The sequence below is a fragment of the Pedobacter panaciterrae genome, assembly GCF_013204795.1.
GTDB classification, from domain to species: domain Bacteria; phylum Bacteroidota; class Bacteroidia; order Sphingobacteriales; family Sphingobacteriaceae; genus Pedobacter; species Pedobacter panaciterrae.
This window is the reverse complement of the sequence record NZ_JABMKW010000012.1, coordinates 69971-88626: the sequence shown is the minus strand read 5'-3', so window position 1 is coordinate 88626 and position 18656 is coordinate 69971. Positions and strand designations below refer to the sequence as shown.

Here is an 18656-nt window from a genome sequence, read left to right as displayed (position 1 = left end):
ATCAGTTCGTTTTTTCTAATACTTCTTCCTTTAATGCTTCCTGAAGGATAAGCTTAACCTCTGGTTTACAAGAACCACACCCCATTCCTGCCCCTGTTGATTCACATAATTCCTTAAAATCTGAACACCCTGAGGTTATTTTTTTTAGGAGGTTTCCTGCTCCAACGTTGTTACAGCTGCATACCAGTTTGCCCGATACCGGTTCTGTTTTTTTACCACTTCTAAGCAGTTGTAATCTCTTATCACTTAATTCTATTTTGTTGGCTATTAGTTCCCTGAACTCAAGGAACTCGGTTTTATCCCCAATTAAGATTGTTCCAACAAGTCTGTCCTGATGGATGATACATTTTTTATAATACCGTTTTGCCTTATCGATAAAAACAATCTCTTCATAGTTTTGGTCGTCAGGGCATTCTGATAGTCCAATACTGCAAAGGTCAAATCCGTGGATCTTTATGATGTTCATGAAGAGGCTGCCTTTGTAATAGCTGCTGATATCTCCGTTGTGAAATTTGGCAACTACCTCTGCTTGCTGCTCAGCAGCGGCCGTTATTCCATATAATGTGCCTTCAAATTCGGCAATCTCGCCTATGGCGTAAATGGAAGGATCGTTGGTTTGTAAACGCTCGTTTACAAGTACACCACGTTTACAATCTAATCCTGTTTCTTTTGCCAGTTCAATATTGGGAGTAGTGCCAATAGCCAGTATAATTGCATCACAATTTATCCTGCGGCCGCTTTTTAGCTCAATGCCTGTTAGTTTGGAACGGCCGTAATAAAGCTGTACTTCATCATTGTAATAAATATCACAGCCCTGATCTACCATTTCCTCATGCAGCATCTGGCTTCCCAGCGGATCCAGTTGTCTGTTCAAAAATCTGGATACCCTATGAATGATGGTTATTTTTACGCCTATTTCACGTAGTGATGCAGCCATTTCCAGGCCAAGCAGGCCGCCACCAACAACTACTACATGAGCGTTTTTAGGAATATGTTTTTTGAAATTGTCTGCATCTGTACGACTCCGCATGGTAAATATGCCAGGTAAGGAAGGCGCATTTTTGGGAAGGGTAGAGCGACTTCCCATAGCCATAATCAATACATCATACGATGTTCTTTTGCCGGTTGAATCTATTACGTATTTCTGTTCTCTGTTTACTTTTTCTACGCTGATGCCTCTTAACAGTCTGATACTATATTCGGGCTCTTCCTCATCATTCATTTTTACCAATTGTTCCCATTTTTGTTCTCCGCTTATATAATCAGGGAGCATTACACGATTGTAAAATGGAAAATTCTCTTTGCTAAAGACTGTGATTTGGTCTTCCTTGTTGATTTCCGTGTAAGATTTAACAAAGCCATAAGCGCCGGCACCAGCGCCTATAATTACTATTTTTTGGAAGTCTTTTTGGAACTTTTCAATATTTACAGCACAATATTTAAAATCAGGTTCTTTAGATAGGGGGTCTAGTATAGTACTGGTAACGTTGTTGGCTCTGTTTAAATCGCTGCCCAATATTTTTCCCCAATGCATAGGGAGAAATACTACGCCTTGTTTTATGGAGGCAGACAGCTTTGCCTTAACCTGCACTTCACCACGTCTGGATCGTACAACTATAACCTGATTATCTTCTATAGATAAGAATTCTGCATCTGTTGGATTGATTTCCATAAAAGCATCTTTAATATGCTGTTTAAGCTTGCTCACTTTGCCTGTTTTAGACATAGTATGCCAGTGATCACGAACTCTGCCTGTGGTTAGGATAAATGGAAAATCTTCGTCAGGAAGTTCGCTGTTCAGCTGATCGGAGGGGCTGTGTATAATCGCTTTCTTGGATCTTGTATGAAATGAATGATTTGTAAACAGACGTTTTGTGCCACTCTCGGTTCTTTTGTTGAATGGCCATTGCAGGGTATTGCTCTTGTCGATTTGTTTATAGTCGAGCCCATGTATATTAATGCTGGTTCTATAGGTGAGTTTTGCATGTTCTTTGTATATATCCTCCATGCTGTTGTACTCAAACCCATTATAGCCCATTTTTTTTGCAAAACGGCAGATGATTTCTGCATCAGGAAGTGCTTCTCCGGGTGCATCGATAACCTTATTCAGGTGACTTATCCTTCTTTCGGAATTGGTCATGGTGCCTTCTTTTTCTGTCCAGGCTGCTGCAGGTAAAATAACATCGGCATAAGCAAGCGTCTCTGCCTTATCAGTAATTTCCTGTATCACAACAAATTTTGCTCTTTTTAAAGCTTCTTCGGCAAACCGTGCATTGGGTAAACTTGTTAATGGGTTTGTGCAAAGTATCCAGATTGCTTTAAGCCGGCCATCATGCAGGGCCTCAAACATTTCTGTAGCGGTAAGCCCTGTTTTGCCGGAAATTGTTGTTCCTCCCCAGAATTTTTGCACTTCCTGACGATGTAGTTCATTTGATAGGTCGCGATGCGCAGGAAGAAGATTTGCAAGTCCACCTACTTCGCGACCACCCATTGCATTTGGTTGTCCGGTAAGTGAAAAGGGGCCAGAACCCGGCTTTCCAATGTGGCCTGTAATAAGATTCAGGTTAATTAGACTCAGATTCTTGTTAACACCAATTGAACTTTGATTAAGTCCCATTGTCCACATCGTTAAAAAGCCTTTGGCATCGCCTATATATGTTGCCGCAAGTTGTATCTCAGATTCCGTGACGCCGCAGATTTTGGCTGATTCTTCTAAAGTCCTTTCAAATACCTTCCGTTTGTAATCGGAAAAGCCTTCTGTGTGATTGCTTATAAAATCACTGTCTACATTGCCTGTTTCAATAAGTGCCCGGCCTATTGCATGGTTCAGTGTTACATCGGTTCCAGGATTGATTTGCAAGTGAAGATCGGCAAGACCGCAAGAGTCTGTCACTCTTGGGTCGGCTACAATAATTTTAATGTTTGGATTTGCGGCTTTATGGGCTTCAACTCTACGCCAAAGTATTGGGTGGCACCATGCGGGATTAGCACCGGTAACGAAAAAGCAGTCGGCAAGTTCAATATCGTCATAGCACACCGGAACACTATCTTCACCTAAAGCCATTTTATAAGCAGTAACAGCACTGCTCATGCAAAGACGAGAATTGGTGTCGATATTGTTACTGCCTATAAAACCTTTAATTAATTTATTGATAACATAGTATTCTTCGGTGAGGCATTGCCCAGACGCATAAAAAGCAACAGAATCGGGCCCATATTTATCAATAAAAGTCTTAAAAACAGCTGCTGTCCGATTCAGTGCATCGTCCCAGCTTACCCTTTGTAAGGGCATATTTTTATTATACCTCATTTGAGGATAAAGGAGACGATCGCTTTTATCGTTTACTGTGTACTGGAGGTTAAGTCCCTTACTGCAAAGCATGCCATGGTTTACCGGATGATCTTTGTCGCCCTGTACTGTAATGGTCTTGTTTTTTTCTAAAGTAACGTTTACGCCACAGCCAACACCACAATAGCAGCATGTACTTTTAAAAACTTTGTTCTTATCTCCAGACATACACGTTTTCTGTTAGGTAGAATTAAGCCTGTTGAAACTCTTGTTTTACTGTTTCCGTATTTTCGGATCTTTTTAATTGAAATCGGGTAATAAATACCAGCAGACCAATTACTGCTACCCCAATTCCTATGTAGTGAAAAGCGTCAGCGTAGGTGAGGTGCTCTGATTTAAAAAGAAAGCCTACCAGCATTGCACCTATATTTCCGCCTGCACCAACAATACCACTTACAGAGCCAATTGCATCTTTATTGATGAAAGGGACAATGCCATAAGTGCCACCATTGGCCATTTTTAGAAATAGTGCAAACAAAAGCATTGCTGCTATAGCTAAACCAAGAGTTTGTGATTGGGCAAATAAGCTAATCCCAATTCCTTCCAAAACTAACAATGCCCCTAGTAGTATTCCTTTTCCTCTAAGGCCATAAGATTTTCCAACTTTATCACTAACAAAGCCACCGAGTGCCCTTGCAAAAATGTTCATGCCACCAAATATGCTCGCCATGGCACCGGCCATAATCATTGATGCACCGAACTGATCTGTGAAAAATGTTGCAGCAACATTATCAACGGTTATCTCTATTCCAAAGCATGCAGCGTAAGCTAATGCCAGCACCCATGTTCTGTAATCTTTTAATGCGGCCATAAAAGAGCCTTTTTGAGTTTTTTTGACTTTAATGACCTGTAAATCATTAAAGTTTCCGGCAGGCGTATCTTTTGTGTACTTGTAGTAGATAAAAGCCATAACTAATAGAATTACCCCCGGAACGATCATAGCAACCCTCCATGAGTTGGCCTGACTTACAAAGCCCAGGCCTGCAAAACCAGCTGCAATAAGTGGCATAATCAGGTTTGTAACTCCACCACCAAGATTTCCCCAGCCGCCTGTAACAGCATTTGCAGTTCCTATTACATTTGGGGCAAACATCATTGAGGTGTGGAATTGTGTGATTACAAAAGAAGCACCTATAATTCCGATGACGAAGCGGAATAAAAGAAAACTTTCGTAGCTGTTACTTAACCCAATGCACATAACGGGTATTGAGCCCAGTGCAAGCAGAATTGTGTAGGATAACCTTGGTCCAAGGGTATCGCATAGTTTACCAATAATTAGCCTGGCAATAATTGTTGCAGAAACTGAGGCAATAATAATATTGCCGATCTGATCTTTACTTAAGTGTAGCTGTTCTCTTATCAGCGGCATGAGTGGGGCTGCGCCAAACCATCCAAAAAAGCAGAAAAAGAAGGTTATCCAGGTAATATGAAAGGTTTTCATTTGAATACCTTTCGTTGAAAATATATTAAGTTTTTTTAGTGGTTTAAGTTCTTCAGTCATAATTCATGAGATTTAGGTTCCGGAATTTGTTTGATGTTGTGGTGGTTAACGGTTTACGGAAATTAATTTCATGAAGGTGCTGCACTAACAGAAAGAGTAAATACTTTTTGATACATTTGATAAGTTTTATTTAATCGATGAGACTATTTTACCCCGTCAGAAATCCGACCTTCTGATGGGGTTTTTTATATTTAATTTTGTAAGCCGATGTATACTAACCCATCTTCAACCTTAACCGGGTAGGTTTGTATGGCGCATTCATCTCCGCTTAAGCACTCTCCTGTAGAAAGTGAAAATGTTTTTTTATGAAAGGGGCAGGCAATTTTAGGGTCTTCACCTACAGAGCCGATCATGCCGCGGCTAAGTGCCATTTGCCTGCGGTGTGGGCATAGGTTTTGTGTGGCATACCATTCATTTCTGCGGGTAAAATAAAATAAGGCAATTTGTTCCTCGCCGCATTTAACACATACTCCTCCGTTTTGTACTGCGTCTTCAACGCGACATGCTTCAAACCAGTTTGTTGTTGTTTCTATCATGATTTCTGTTTTGTTAGTGTATAAATAGGTTTGTTGATTTAAATTATGCTGTTGTCCAGTTTGCAGCCTTTTTCTGGCCGCGCATTTCGTCAAATTTTACACTTGGATCTTTTTCTTCGGGCGCATTCACAAAATGATTGAACCTTTTTCTTATTTCCGGATCCTCAATTGCTGTTTTCCATTCACATTGATAGCTGTTTACAATGTTTTGCATTTCAATTTCCCATTGTTCTGCCATACCCAGGCTGTCGTTTACAACTACATTTCTCAGGTATTCAATTCCACCCTCCATTTTATTTAGCCACGGGGCAGTTCGTGTTAATGGATCGGCAGTGCGGATATAAAACATTAAGAACCTATCTATGTATTTGATGCATGTATCGCTGTCTACATCCGAAGCCAGAAGTAGTGCATGCTGAGGTTTGCTGCCGCCATTACCGCATACATATAGGTTCCATCCCTTTTCGGTTGCTATAATTCCAAAATCTTTGCTTTGTGCTTCTGCGCATTCGCGAATACATCCGCTAACAGCAGATTTTAGTTTATGTGGAGCCCTTAGGCCTCTGTAGCGTTCTTCTATTCTAATTGCATAGCTTACACTGTCGTGCAAACCAAAGCGACACCATGTGCTGCCAACACAACTTTTAACTGTTCGTAATGCTTTTCCGTACGCATGTCCGCTTTCGAAGCCAGCAGCAATTAATTCTTCCCATATTAATGGCAGGTCACTTAAATGGGCTCCGAACATATCTATCCGTTGTCCGCCGGTGATTTTTGTATACAAGCCATATTTTTCAGCAACTTCTCCAATAATTACAAGCTTCTCCGGTTTGATTTCCCCTCCCGGAATTCTTGGAACTACTGAATAGGTTCCTCCTTTTTGAATATTTGCTAAAAACCTGTCATTACTGTCCTGGGCGGTATCATTACCTCTTTTAAGAATCATATCATTCCAGATGCTTGCCAGAAGTGATGATACCAGCGGTTTGCATATTTCGCAGCCGTCGCCTTTGCCTACGTTGTCCAGTACTTGCTCGTAATTTTTAAGGTTGTGTATTTTTATAAGATCATATAACTCTTGTCTGCTCAGTTGGAAGTGCTCGCATACTACATTTCTAACGTACTTGCCATTTTCTTTCATGGTGTGCAGCATTAAATCTTTCACCATTGGTATACATCCACCGCATCCTGTGCCAGCCTTAGTGCATTTTTTGATTGCATCTACCGATTCGCAACCCTCTGCAGAGACAGAATTACAAATGGTTCCTTTTGATACACCCTCGCAACTACAGATCAACGCGTCGTCCGGAAGTCCGGCTAACCCAGCATTCTCAGTTTGGGAGCTGCCACCGCGGGATCCTAATATCAGATCTTCGGGGTTAGGAGGGAGCGCTATTTTGTTGTTTACAGTTTGCAGTAGCATATTGTAAGCCTCTGCTTCGCCAATTAGTATTCCACCTAGTAAATATTTTCCATCGTTGCTGATATTGATGCGTTTGTAAATTCCTTTATGGGTGTCTTCAAATAGAATACTCCTTGAGTCTGGTTCTGTTGTAAACGGATCTCCAAAACTGGCTACATCTACACCAATAAGTTTAAGTTTGGTGCTCATATCGAATCCGTTGAATGTTTTGTTGCCTTCGCATAGATTAGCCGCTACCACTTCGGCCATTTCGTATCCGGGAGCAATCAGTCCATAGATGTTATGGTTAAATAATGCACATTCCCCAATTGCAAAAACAGATGGATCACTGGTCTGCATTGATTCATTTACCAGAACTCCACCTCTGGTGCCAACTTCAATTCCGCAGAGTTTGGCCAGTTCATCTCTAGGGCGTATTCCGGCAGAAATTACAAGTATGTCTGTTTTTAATTCACTGCCATCATTAAACTTTAGAGATTCAATACGGTTTTCGCCTTCTATGCTGCTTGTGCCTTTGTTTGTGTATATGGATAATCCTAGTGTAGCAAGTTTTGTTTGTAGCATCTGACTTCCGGCACTATCTATCTGCCTGGGCATTAGTCTTGGTGCAAATTCAATTACATTTGTTTCAGCAAGATTTAAATCTATTAATGCCTTAGCGGCTTCTAAGCCCAATAAGCCCCCGCCTAATACGGAGCCTGTTTTTGCATTTAAAGCATAATTTTTAATGAGCTCAAGATCTTCGATGGTGCGATAAACGAAAACACCTTCTTTATCGACACCAGGGATATCAGGTACAAAAGCCGATGACCCTGTTGCCAGAACCAGATAGTCGTAATTTAAAATAAGCCCTTTATTCGAATGTATGGTTTTGCTTTCTCTGTCAATTTCTTTTACCGGGTCGCCAAGATGAAGCGTAATGTTTTGTTCGTTGTACCAATTTTCATGAGATAAAGAAAGATCTTCTGCACTCTTTCCGTTAAAGTATTCGCTTAAATGAACTCTGTCGTATGCTCTTCTTGGTTCTTCTCCAAATACAATAATGTTAAAATTATCTGATTTAGAGGTTAATTTTTCGCAAAACTTATGTCCAACCATTCCATTTCCTATTACGATTACTGTTTCATGATTCATAATTTCGATTTTGTTGGGTTATTTATTTTATTTAACTGGTAATTGTGGTTTGTTTAATCAAATATATATAATAATTTGCATTATTTTTATAAATGTATGATTTATATCATGTTTATTTTATTTTTTTAATATGTTTTTGGATTATTTTGTGTTTTATGTTATTTTATTGATGATAATATTTTATTAAAATGGGTGTTTTTGGTTTATTTATATTATTTATATCGTATATTTATGGTGTTAAATCATTTTTTTAATATTTAATCTTGTTTTTATGGGTATTTCTTTGAAAAAAATAGATAAACCGATGTTTTTTGTTGTTGGTTCTGGTCCTGGTGATCCGGATTTGTTAACAATTAAAGGTTTTAAGGTTTTAGAAGCTGCAAAAGTTATCCTTTATGATAATTTGGCGTGCAAAGAGTTGTTAGATATAGCTTCTGATGATTGTGAAAGAATTTATGTTGGTAAAAAGCCATATGGACTTTGCACTTCACAGGAAACTATTCATCAACTGATAAAGCATTATGCATTTACAAGAGGAAATGTTGTTCGTTTAAAAGGAGGGGATCCTTTTATTTTTGGAAGAGGTTTTGAAGAAATCTTATTTGCGCGTGAGCACGGTATAGAATCTCATTATGTGCCGGGCATCAGTAGTATGCAAGCAAGTGGTTTAAATGATATTCCTTTAACCCATCGTGGAGTAAGCGAAAGTATCTGGATTATAACAGGTACAAAAAAAGATGGTTCTTTATCGTCTGATCTCCAATTAGCAGCTAAAAGTAAAGCTACAGTAGTTATATATATGGGAATGAAAAAGCTGACAGAAATATCAGCTTCTTATATTATGTCTGGCAGAGGGGCCGTTCCTGCAGCAATAATCCAGAATGCTTCAATGCCACATCAAAAACAAATTGTTTGTGAGGTTAAAGATTTGTCTCAGGCGGCAATGGATTCCGGGCTTTCCCATCCGGCAATTATAATAATTGGAGATGTAGTAAAAGCCGCGGAATTCGTTGCCGCTCAGGAAGCACATAAATATGCCTAGTTTTCTTTTACTTTATGAATCAATTGACGTCCTCTTACAAGTATTTTAATACGTTGACGCTTTAAGGATAGGTTAATTCCCGCTTCCTGATTTTCCTTGAGGTGTATTTTGTATGCGGTAAGTACATCTTTATAAGTGAGTAAGCCAATTACCCTGTTTTTTTCATTGGCAGATAATACCGGTAAAAACTCCTTGTCGCATTTAGACATTAACTCTACGGCCCATGCAAGATTATCGTTGCTTTCTATTGCGGGAATATTTTGCTCCATGAGCTCGGCTATAGGGCCATTTGCATCGTGATTTTTGTTGTATATGCTTGACAGCGTGATTACACCTTTAAAGTTATCGTCATCATCTGTTACTATAAAGTGATTTTCTAATGGTGGGTTAAGGTCAAAGAATGACCTGATTTCACTTATACGATTTTTGGTGCTTATAACCATGCTATTTGCTCTTAGTACATCAACCACAGTCATTTTCCTCAATACATCCGGTTCATAAGAATCGGGGGTGTATATTCCTCTTCTTGCAATTTTCTCGGTCATAATTGTATTTTCCATAAAAAAGAAAGATATCAGGTATGATGCTGTACAAGCTCCTAGTAAAGGTAACAGTGCGTGAGATTGCATAGTAGCTTCAAGAGCGAAAGTTATGCTGGTTAGATAAGCTCTTGAAGCGCCTGCAAACATAGACGACATGCCCACTAAAGCAGCCATTGGAATGCTTATGCCTGAATTTGGAAACAGTAGAAGTGTAATTGAGCCAAGTATGGCTCCGGCTGCGCCACCGATCGTTAATAATGGTGCGAGTGTGCCTCCTGATGTGCCGCTACCAAGAGCAATTGCCCAGGAGAGAAATTTAAAGAAACAAAGACTCAGCATTAAAGCTAATGGTATTTTTCCTGATAAAACACTGGTGATATTATCGTAACCTACGCCTAGGGTATGGGGAGCAAAAAAGCCGATTATTCCAACTGCCAAACCGCCAATTGCAGGCCACCACATCCAGTGGATAGGTAATTTCTCAAAGGCATCTTCGATGTGATAGACGACTTTAGTTAGCCCAAGTGAAACAAAGCCTATTATTATACCCATAAAGCTGTAAATGCCCAGAGCCATATTTGATGGTGAACTAAGTTCAGGCATAGGGAACACGGGGCCTGATTCAAATAGAAACTGGTGTCCGGCGGCACCTGTTATACAAGCGAGTGCTACAGGTAATATGGCTTTGGGTGAAAATTCAAATAGCAGGAGTTCAATGGCCAGAAAAATAGCTGCTATGGGTGTGCCAAATATTGCAGACATACCAGCAGTAGCTCCAGCGGCAAGAATGATTTTGAGCTCATTAGGTGTGATTTTAAATAACTGGCCTAATGTAGATCCTAAAGCACCACCGGTTGCTATTATAGGGCCTTCTGCCCCGAATGGCCCTCCCGTACCTATCGCGATTGCAGAAGAGATGGGCTTTAGAAGCGCAATTGAAGGTTTAATTTTACTTTGGTTAACAAGGATTTGTTCCATTGCCTCTGGAATACCGTGTCCTCTTATTGCTTTAGAGCCATATAGCGCCATTAATCCAACCAGAATGCCCCCAATTGCAGGAATAATAATTACCCATATCCCCAGATGATTGTTTGCAGGGCTGTTGAATTTTAAGTCGAAACTTCCGTAAAATGCAATGTTGGTTATAAGATCTATAAGAGAGATTAGAACTTTTGCGATTAGACTAATTGCAATAGCAACACCAATAGATAGTAAAGAAATCTGTAGTAAGCGTTTTTTCTTAAAGTAGCCCTTCTTTGTATCATTTACTGACTGGGTTAAATAATCTAAGGAGGGGGATATCGGAATCCCGTTTTTATGCAACGGTCTTTTCATTTAGCTGATGAATTTTTTAGTGTTAAACTCTGAGTGATTTTATTTATGGGCACAAAGGTAAGGTTAATTTACATGCTATAAAAGCCAATTATATTGTTTATGCAATATTTTATTTTTATTTAATTATTTATTTTGTATTTTAATATTGTTTAAACAATGTTTTTTGTTTTGGATTTTATGCGTGGATTCTTCTTTTTTGATATTTATATAGTATTATTGCATATCAAATGCCCATATAAAAAATGAAGGAATCTCGTAATCTATGTGATCTTAAAAGCTGTTTTCTGTGTAAATTATGTTTGCCCGAATGGTTGCCGGCGCTTCAAATTCAGAAAAAGAATTTTGAGGTAAAAAAAGGCGAGGTGATCTTCAAAGAAGGCGATCCCGTAAACGGGATTTATTTTGTATCTGCTGGAACTGTTAAGGTTCATAAAAGATGGGATAAGGAAAAGGAGTTGATTATTCGTTTTGCCGGCCCTGAAGATATTATCGGCCATTTGGGTCTCGGGAAAAAACCGTTATATCCAGTTTCGGCTACGGCATTAGAAAATACAGTAGTATGTTATCTGGAGAGAGATTTCTTTGAAACAACGCTAAGGGTAAATACTGATTTAACTTATAAGTTAATGCAGTTTTTTGCAAATGAATTGCAAGACTCTCATAGGGCAATGCGTGATCTGGCCCATATGTCGGTAAAAGCGAGGATAGCACAATCTATTCTGGCTCTGCTACATAAGTTTGGGGTTGATGAGAATGGTTTTATCGCTTTAGGTCTAAGCAGGCAAGATATTGCATCGTACTCAGGAACAACATATGAAACCTTATTCAAAGTAAGTAATGATTTTATAAAAGAGAAGATAATTGAGGTCTCGGGTAGAAACATTCTGGTATTAAATGAAAAGCGGCTTTCAGAGATGATTGGCGTTAACCATTAGCAGTACTAACGGTTAACATTAACCAGCTTCTAATATAAGTACCCAATCCAAAGCATCTCCGCTTGTTGGAGGTGTAAAAGTAAGCTGAGGCTTTTTGTCGATTTTAAATGCCATGCTAAATACACCATTTCTAGGATTAAACCATTTGGCCTTAAAGAATTGCTTTCCTTTCAGATGAGTTGTATTGACATCCAATTTGCGCCCGGTAGGAGTATAAATAAAAGCATAATGCCCATCATTTGCACGGGTGGCACTACAGTGTGCCCCGTCTTTAGGGTTATCTCCTAAAATTAAACCCTGATCGGGAATACGGTCAAGCATTGATTGGGATTGGATTAGTTTTTTTACATAGCCCATCTGTTGTGAGCCCGGTAAATCCATTGCTTCTTTCCAGTAATGTCGGGCTAAATTGATTGGTTCGCGGCCGGGAGCGTAGAACTGCCATATGTCGTGGCAGCCATAAGTGTGTCCGAGTGCACCGGCAAATACCTGCCAGTATGCTAATTTTCGAATGTCGTCTGCTGTTGAGAATCCGTTCTTTTTCGCATCAAAACATACCGGATGGTCCTCATAAAGAGGTTCCCCATCAACCACTGGTTTTGTTGGCTTTAAATTGTAATCATAAGAGATCTTATCATAATTACTTCCATCCCTGCAATGTCCTGTCTGGAGCATATTAAAATCCAGCCACTCATCATTATGAAACCAGGTTGATGAACCGCCATTTTCTTTTGGTTGTGGATGAAAAGTCATTAACACTTTATCATTGCCTCCGGCACCTTCAGCAATGCCTTCCGCTAAAGCGCGCCAAATGGCCACATCTTTTTCACCGCGAGGATTACGGTCGCCACCCAATATCCATATAATGTTAGGTTGGCTCTTATATCTGTTGCCAAGAAACTTTCCATATTCCTTTGCGTTTTGAACATTGAAAATTTCAGGGCCTTTTCCCCAGGTGCTTTTAAAAACTTTATCGCCCCATAGCGGTAACAGGCCCATGTATAGATTTTTTTTGGCAGCCAATTGAACAAACGCATCAATATCCTTAAAATAGTCTTCATTAAGTTCAGAAACGTTATTGTTTTCCATTGGTTTATGGCCAAGTGCATTGGGCTCATTTATCCCATCCAGCTCGGCCAATATTACCGTTTGAAGTACTGTAAATCCTTTGGATCTGCGGTTATCCATGTAGATCTCTGCGTCTTTAAGGGTTAATCTGTGTAATAACTCCCAGGCAGTATCTCCAAGATAGAAAAAAGGCTTACCATCAGCATAAACAAGGAATCTGCGGTTATCTGATACACGCAATTGCTGCATTTTTACATTTTTTCGATTTATTTTTTGACCATAACCTGCTGGAATATTCATTACAGTGAGTAATAATAAGAAGGGCCAGTATATTTTTTTCATATCCATATATTTAATCGAGTTATTGTAATCATATGAACAACTTTTGCATATATTTAATTAACTAAATATAACCAAATAATAAGAGTTAACATCCTGTTCATATTGGAACTCTACTTTTGAATATGCTTCAAGTTGGAAGAAAAGACGAGGAAATAGTTCGACAACTTAAGTTGGGCGATACTGCAGCTTACGATCTCTTGTATGAGATGTATTGGAAGAAGCTGTATGTCCATATATTAACCCGTATTAAAGACGAGGAAGCTGCTAAAGATATTGTCCAGAATGTTTTTATCAATATTTGGGAGCGAAAAGAAACAATCATAATTAATACCAGCCTTGAACAATTTTTGATGGGGGCTGCAAAATTCCAGGTACTCAATTATTTCAGATCAGAAAAAATAGAAGAACGTGTTTTTGATCATACCTTAAGGAAATTTGAAGATGCATCAGTTTCTATTAATGAACTATCGGACTATCTGGATCTGGAAAAGCTTATAGAGGTAGAAATAAAAGGTTTTCCGGAAAAAATGCGTCATGCATACCTGCTTAAACATGCTCATCATTCCACATCTGAAATAGCAGAAAAACTAAACCTTGCTGAGCAGACGGTTTCAAATCATATTTGTGAAGCCATGAGAAGGATCAGGAAGAGGTTAAGTGAAAAATTCCCCGAGCGACTGATTAATTAATACAAACTTAACAATTTCTCAAAGTAGATTCGAGTGTTTGAAGTTACTTATAAGAAAGAGGCAGAGGTTTGGAATCAGAGCAGTTTAAAAAAATACTAGAACGTTATGTCAGCGGAATGGCAAGTGACGACGAAAAGCAAATCGTCGAGAATTGGTATGCTTCATACGATGATGAAGCTGCTATGCAAGAGTTTTCTGAATCTGGTAAAGAAGAAATCATTAAGGCTGAAATGGAAAATGCTATTTTAGCCAAGAGGGATAATTTTTCAAATACAAAAGTATCGTTATTTAAACATTACTATAAGTATGCTGCAGTACTGGCTTTAATTATACCCGCACTCTTTTTTGGCAGAAAATTCTTAAAGCCATCAAATGACTTTAAGAAATCTGTAGAAAACGAAGTATTTAGCGTAGTGGAGACTAAAAACGGAGAATACAAAAAGATAATCCTTGCAGATCAATCTGTCATTCAAATGAATCCCAGAACAAAACTGCGGATACCAGCTAAATACGTGTTGAATTCTTCAGGTGAGCCGGTTTATTCCGATAGGTCAATTTTTTTAGATGAAGGAGAAGCTTTTTTTGAAGTTACTAAGGATGCTAAACACCCATTTGTAGTTTATACCAAACAAATTAAAACACGTGTATTGGGTACTAAGTTTGCCGTGAGTACGCAACCGAAAGCCATAACCGAGGTAAGTGTTACTGAAGGAAAAGTGGAGGTGAGCGATAGTAAAAACGTGTTTGATCGTTTGCTCCCTGGCAAACGTTTACACTATAATTCGAAAACAAGTAAATGGAAAACAAGTGATTTTGCTACGCGTGAGCATAACGCATGGTTTGAACAGGTAACAGATCTGGACCATGCTTCGTTTGCAGAATTGGCAAAAGTTATGAAAATTAATTATGGTATAATTCTAAAAGGCAGCAGGACCGCTACTTCAAGTTACTTATATAATATACAAATACGGTCTGCACGTTCACTTGATCAGACTATGAAAATAATTTGTTCAGTACATCAAAATAAATATAGGAGGATAGGAAATGAAATAGTGATATACTAAAAATAAAAAACCGGATCTGAAGCAGATCCGGATTGATAAATTCAACAGGAAGTAGTTTGAGACCCTCTACCTGTTGGATCTTGTAGAATCTTATTTATCAATAAAATAACAAATATATGAAAAAACATTTACTGCTTTTGCAGAAGATTATGCGTTATACACTGCTTATCTACGCCTTTATAATCGCCAGTACGCAAATATTATTTGCAGACAATTCCAGTGGCCAGGTTTTAAATAAAAGAGTCAATATTACCTTTAAAAATGAAAATCTGCTTATTGCGATAGAAAAGCTGCAAATGAAAAGCGGAGTCGATTTTGCCTACGACCCGGCATACCTAAAACTTAAAAGATTCAGAACCCAGGAGAAAGATTTTAGTAACGAAAAAATAGAAGAAATTTTAAAATCTATTTTTGACGAAACGGGTCTTACTTTCCGCGAAGAGGTGAAAGGAACCATCACCTTAATTAAAAATGAAGATCCCGGTAAAATTACCGGTAAAATTGTTGACGAAAAAGGCGAGCCACTCCCTGGAGCGAGCATCAAAATTCTAGAACTAAATACAGGAGTGCAGAGTAAGGTTGATGGTACTTATAGTATTAATGTTGCACCGGGTGTTTACACACTTGTAGTTAGTTTTGTATCTTACGGCTCATCTACACAGAGCAGGGTTGTGGTAAAACCCGGAGAAACAACAACACTAAATGTTTCACTTACTGCGCAAACAGGCACTTTAAATGAGGTATTGGTAGTTGGGTATGGCACACAGAAAAGAGAAAACCTTACGGGAGCTGTTGATCAGATCTCTTCGAAATCATTAGAGAACAGACCTGTGCCTAACCTTACACAAGGACTTCAAGGGCTGCTACCCAATCTGAACATCAAAATGATGGACGGAAAGCCAACGCAGTCACCGAGCTATAACATCAGGGGAACTACGTCTATTGGGCAGGGCGGAAGTGCATTGATTCTGATTGATGGTTTTGAAGGAGATCCAAGTTTGCTGAACCCAAATGATGTAGAAACAGTGTCTATTCTAAAGGATGCCGCCTCAGCAGCAATTTACGGTGCCAGGGGTGCGTTTGGTGTTGTGCTTATCACGACCAAAAGACCAGAAAAAGGCAGAACAACTGTGAACTTCTCTAGCAACTATGCTTTAAAGAACCCGTTACAAACGCCCGACTTTGTAACCGATGGATACACCTGGGCAAAAATGTTTGCCGAAGCATTTGTAAACGGAGATGGCTCTTTTCCTCAGAACGTTAATAAAACCCAGAAATTTTCTCAGGCTTACTTAGATGAGTTTAAAAGAAGAGCCGAATCGGGACAACCTTACAATGAAGTAGAGGTAAATCCAACAACAGGTGAGTATACTTATTACGGAAATACAGACTGGTATGGTCAATTGTACAAAAAAAATACAGTAGCTACAGAAAACAATTTGTCCATCAGTGGGAGTAGTGATAAAACCTCCTTTCTGGTTTCAGGTCGTTTTTTAGGGCAGGATGGACTTTTCAGGTATAACACTGATGACTACAACATGAAAAACATCCGTGCAAAGGGATCTGTACAGGTATTTCCATGGCTAACTATAGAAAACAATGCCGACTACTCTGTAATGAATTATCATAATCCTATTAACGTAGGAGAAGGCGGAGGAATCTGGAGGAACATTGCGGATGAGGGTCACCCGACTATGCCGATGTTTAACCCTGATGGTTCCATGACTTTTACTGCTGTATATACTGTAGGAGATTTCTATTATGGAAAGAACGGTATTGATACGAAAAGACAGGTTTTTAGGAATATCACCGGATTGAGATCCAATTTCTTTAATAATAAATTTAGGGTTAATGCTGATTTTACCTTCCGTAATACCAATAATGGTATCAACCAAAAACGCGTTCAGGTACCGTACAGTAATATAAAAGGGATTACTTCTTATGTAGGTACTACTACCAATGACCTTTTATTCGATAGAAGAGAAACACAATACCTGGCTGCAAATATCTATGGTGAGTTTGAAGACAAATTCGGCGACGATCATTATTTAAAAGTAATGGCCGGATATAACTATGAAGAATCTACCTACAAGAGACTCTCTACGCAGCGGAACGGGATCATTTTTGAAGATGCAACTGATTTAAATCTGGCACTCGGACAAGCAATTAATACATTAGGAGCTTATGAGCAATGGGCAGTATTAGGTGGTTTTTCAAGATTGAACTATTCCTTTAAAGACCGTTACCTGTTAGAGGTAAATGCGCGCTATGATGGATCCTCAAAATTCCCTTCTGGTCAGCGTTACGGATTCTTCCCTTCGGTTTCAGCCGGATGGAGAGTTAATAAGGAATCTTTCTGGAATGTTTCAGATAAAATTATCTCAGACCTGAAAGTACGTGCATCTTATGGCTCATTGGGTAACGGAAATATAAATTCGTATGAATTTCAGGAGCTTTTTCTTGTCTCGCAGTCACCATTGGTACTGGGAGGTGTAAGGCCTCAAACCACTAAGCAACCTGGTGTGCTTCCAGACCAGATTACCTGGGAAACTTCTACTACCACCAACTTTGGTTTAGATCTGGCAATGTTGTCTAACCGTCTGACTTTCAGTGGCGACGCCTATGTTCGGAAAACTACTGATATGTTTACCGTAGGTTTAACAGCTCCTGCTGTTTTTGGAAATACTGTACCAAAAGGAAACTATGCAGATTTGACAACCAGAGGATGGGAAGCCTCAATATCATGGAACGACAGGATTGGTAATGCAGATAAACCTTTTAAATATAATGTTCGCTTAACCCTATCTGATAGCAAATCGAAGATTGATAAGTACAACAACCCCACTAAATTGCTTACAGATGTAGGAAATAACGGGACCGGTAAGGAGTATTACGAAGGCCAGACAATAGGAGAGATCTGGGGCTATGAAACAGAAGGTTTCTTTATAGATCAGGCTGATATTGATGCACATGCCAAGCAAAGCCCGCAAATGCGCGCCTCACCAACCAATATCTGGTATCCTGGCGACATCAAACTGAAAGATACCAATGGTGATGGTTTTGTGAATATTGGAGACAATACTGTGGACAAACCAGGCGATAGAAGAATTATAGGAAATTCTGCTCCAAGATATTTGTATAGCATAAGTCTTGGTGCCGACTGGAACAATTTCTTTTTCTCTACATTCTTCCAGGGTGTTGGTAAACAGCAATGGTACCCGAGTACAGAAACCGAAATGTTCTGGGGTCAGTACAACAGGCCATACAACAACATTCCTACTTTTCATGTGGGCAATATGTGGACACCTGAAAACACAAATGCTTATTTCCCAAGAACGATGTCGCGTGCGGCTTCCAGCAACACCAATAGGGAGCTTGGCGTAGCGCAAACTAAATACCTGCAGAATGTTGCTTATTTGCGGATGAAGAACCTTCAGATTGGTTACAATTTACCTGCAAAACTGATTTCACGTATTGGGGCGCGCTCAGCAAAAATATTTTTTTCAGGAGAGAACCTATTCACCTACTCGCCACTCTATAAAATTGTGAAAACCATAGATGTGGAGAACGCAGTACCCTCAGATCAGGATCTGAACTCAGGCAGTACCAACGGAGATGGTTACAACTATCCTTTGATGAAAAGCTATTCATTAGGCTTAAGCTTAGGGTTTTAACCGTTATTGATGAACATTATAA

Annotated in this window: 11 protein-coding genes; 5 read left to right on the top strand and 6 right to left on the bottom strand. The window is 39.2% G+C overall.

What is annotated here, in order from left to right:
* Position 1 precedes the first annotated feature (1 nt).
* The 4 genes from HQN86_RS07465 to nirB form a co-directional block, all read right to left on the bottom strand.
* A complete protein-coding gene (locus HQN86_RS07465) occupies positions 2–3517 on the bottom strand; it encodes a nitrate reductase (RefSeq protein WP_172660398.1) in 3516 nt (1171 codons plus the stop codon).
* Positions 3518–3539: 22 nt separating this feature from the next.
* Positions 3540–4850 carry a NarK family nitrate/nitrite MFS transporter gene (locus tag HQN86_RS07460; protein ID WP_172660397.1) on the bottom strand — a complete coding sequence of 437 codons (1311 nt, stop codon included), beginning with the start codon at positions 4848–4850 and terminating at the stop codon, positions 3540–3542.
* A gap of 191 nt (positions 4851–5041) precedes the next feature.
* Positions 5042–5386 (bottom strand): nitrite reductase small subunit NirD, encoded by a 345-nt coding sequence (gene nirD / locus HQN86_RS07455; protein ID WP_048906098.1) that lies wholly within the window; start codon positions 5384–5386, stop codon positions 5042–5044.
* Positions 5387–5429: 43 nt separating this feature from the next.
* Positions 5430–7943: a nitrite reductase large subunit NirB gene (gene nirB / locus HQN86_RS07450; protein ID WP_172660396.1), complete on the bottom strand. Its 2514-nt coding sequence runs from the start codon at positions 7941–7943 to the stop codon at positions 5430–5432.
* Between the two features lie 271 nt (positions 7944–8214).
* Here nirB and cobA point away from each other — a divergent pair, with 271 nt between their 5' ends.
* Positions 8215–8985, top strand: a complete 771-nt coding sequence (cobA, locus tag HQN86_RS07445; RefSeq protein WP_216854354.1) for a uroporphyrinogen-III C-methyltransferase — start codon at positions 8215–8217, stop codon at positions 8983–8985.
* Here cobA and HQN86_RS07440 read toward each other — a convergent pair.
* Positions 8982–10862, bottom strand: coding sequence for a chloride channel protein (locus HQN86_RS07440; protein WP_172660395.1), 1881 nt, complete (start codon positions 10860–10862; stop codon positions 8982–8984). The genes cobA and HQN86_RS07440 overlap by 4 nt on opposite strands.
* Positions 10863–11104: 242 nt before the next feature.
* Here HQN86_RS07440 and HQN86_RS07435 point away from each other — a divergent pair, with 242 nt between their 5' ends.
* Complete coding sequence (locus tag HQN86_RS07435; RefSeq protein ID WP_172660394.1) at positions 11105–11797, top strand: Crp/Fnr family transcriptional regulator; 693 nt, start codon at positions 11105–11107, stop codon at positions 11795–11797.
* Between the two features lie 18 nt (positions 11798–11815).
* On the opposite strand, the gene HQN86_RS07430 is transcribed toward HQN86_RS07435, so the two are convergent.
* A complete protein-coding gene (locus HQN86_RS07430) occupies positions 11816–13207 on the bottom strand; it encodes a glycoside hydrolase family 140 protein (RefSeq protein WP_172660393.1) in 1392 nt (463 codons plus the stop codon).
* A 122-nt stretch (positions 13208–13329) separates the two neighbouring features.
* Here HQN86_RS07430 and HQN86_RS07425 point away from each other — a divergent pair, with 122 nt between their 5' ends.
* The 3 genes from HQN86_RS07425 (at position 13330) to HQN86_RS07415 (ending at position 18634) form a co-directional block, all read left to right on the top strand.
* Positions 13330–13896, top strand: a complete 567-nt coding sequence (locus HQN86_RS07425; protein ID WP_172660392.1) for an RNA polymerase sigma factor — start codon at positions 13330–13332, stop codon at positions 13894–13896.
* Between the two features lie 68 nt (positions 13897–13964).
* Positions 13965–14960, top strand: coding sequence for a FecR family protein (locus HQN86_RS07420; protein WP_172660391.1), 996 nt, complete (start codon positions 13965–13967; stop codon positions 14958–14960).
* A gap of 116 nt (positions 14961–15076) precedes the next feature.
* A complete protein-coding gene (locus HQN86_RS07415; protein ID WP_216854353.1) occupies positions 15077–18634 on the top strand; it encodes a SusC/RagA family TonB-linked outer membrane protein in 3558 nt (1185 codons plus the stop codon).
* Positions 18635–18656: the final 22 nt, after the last annotated feature.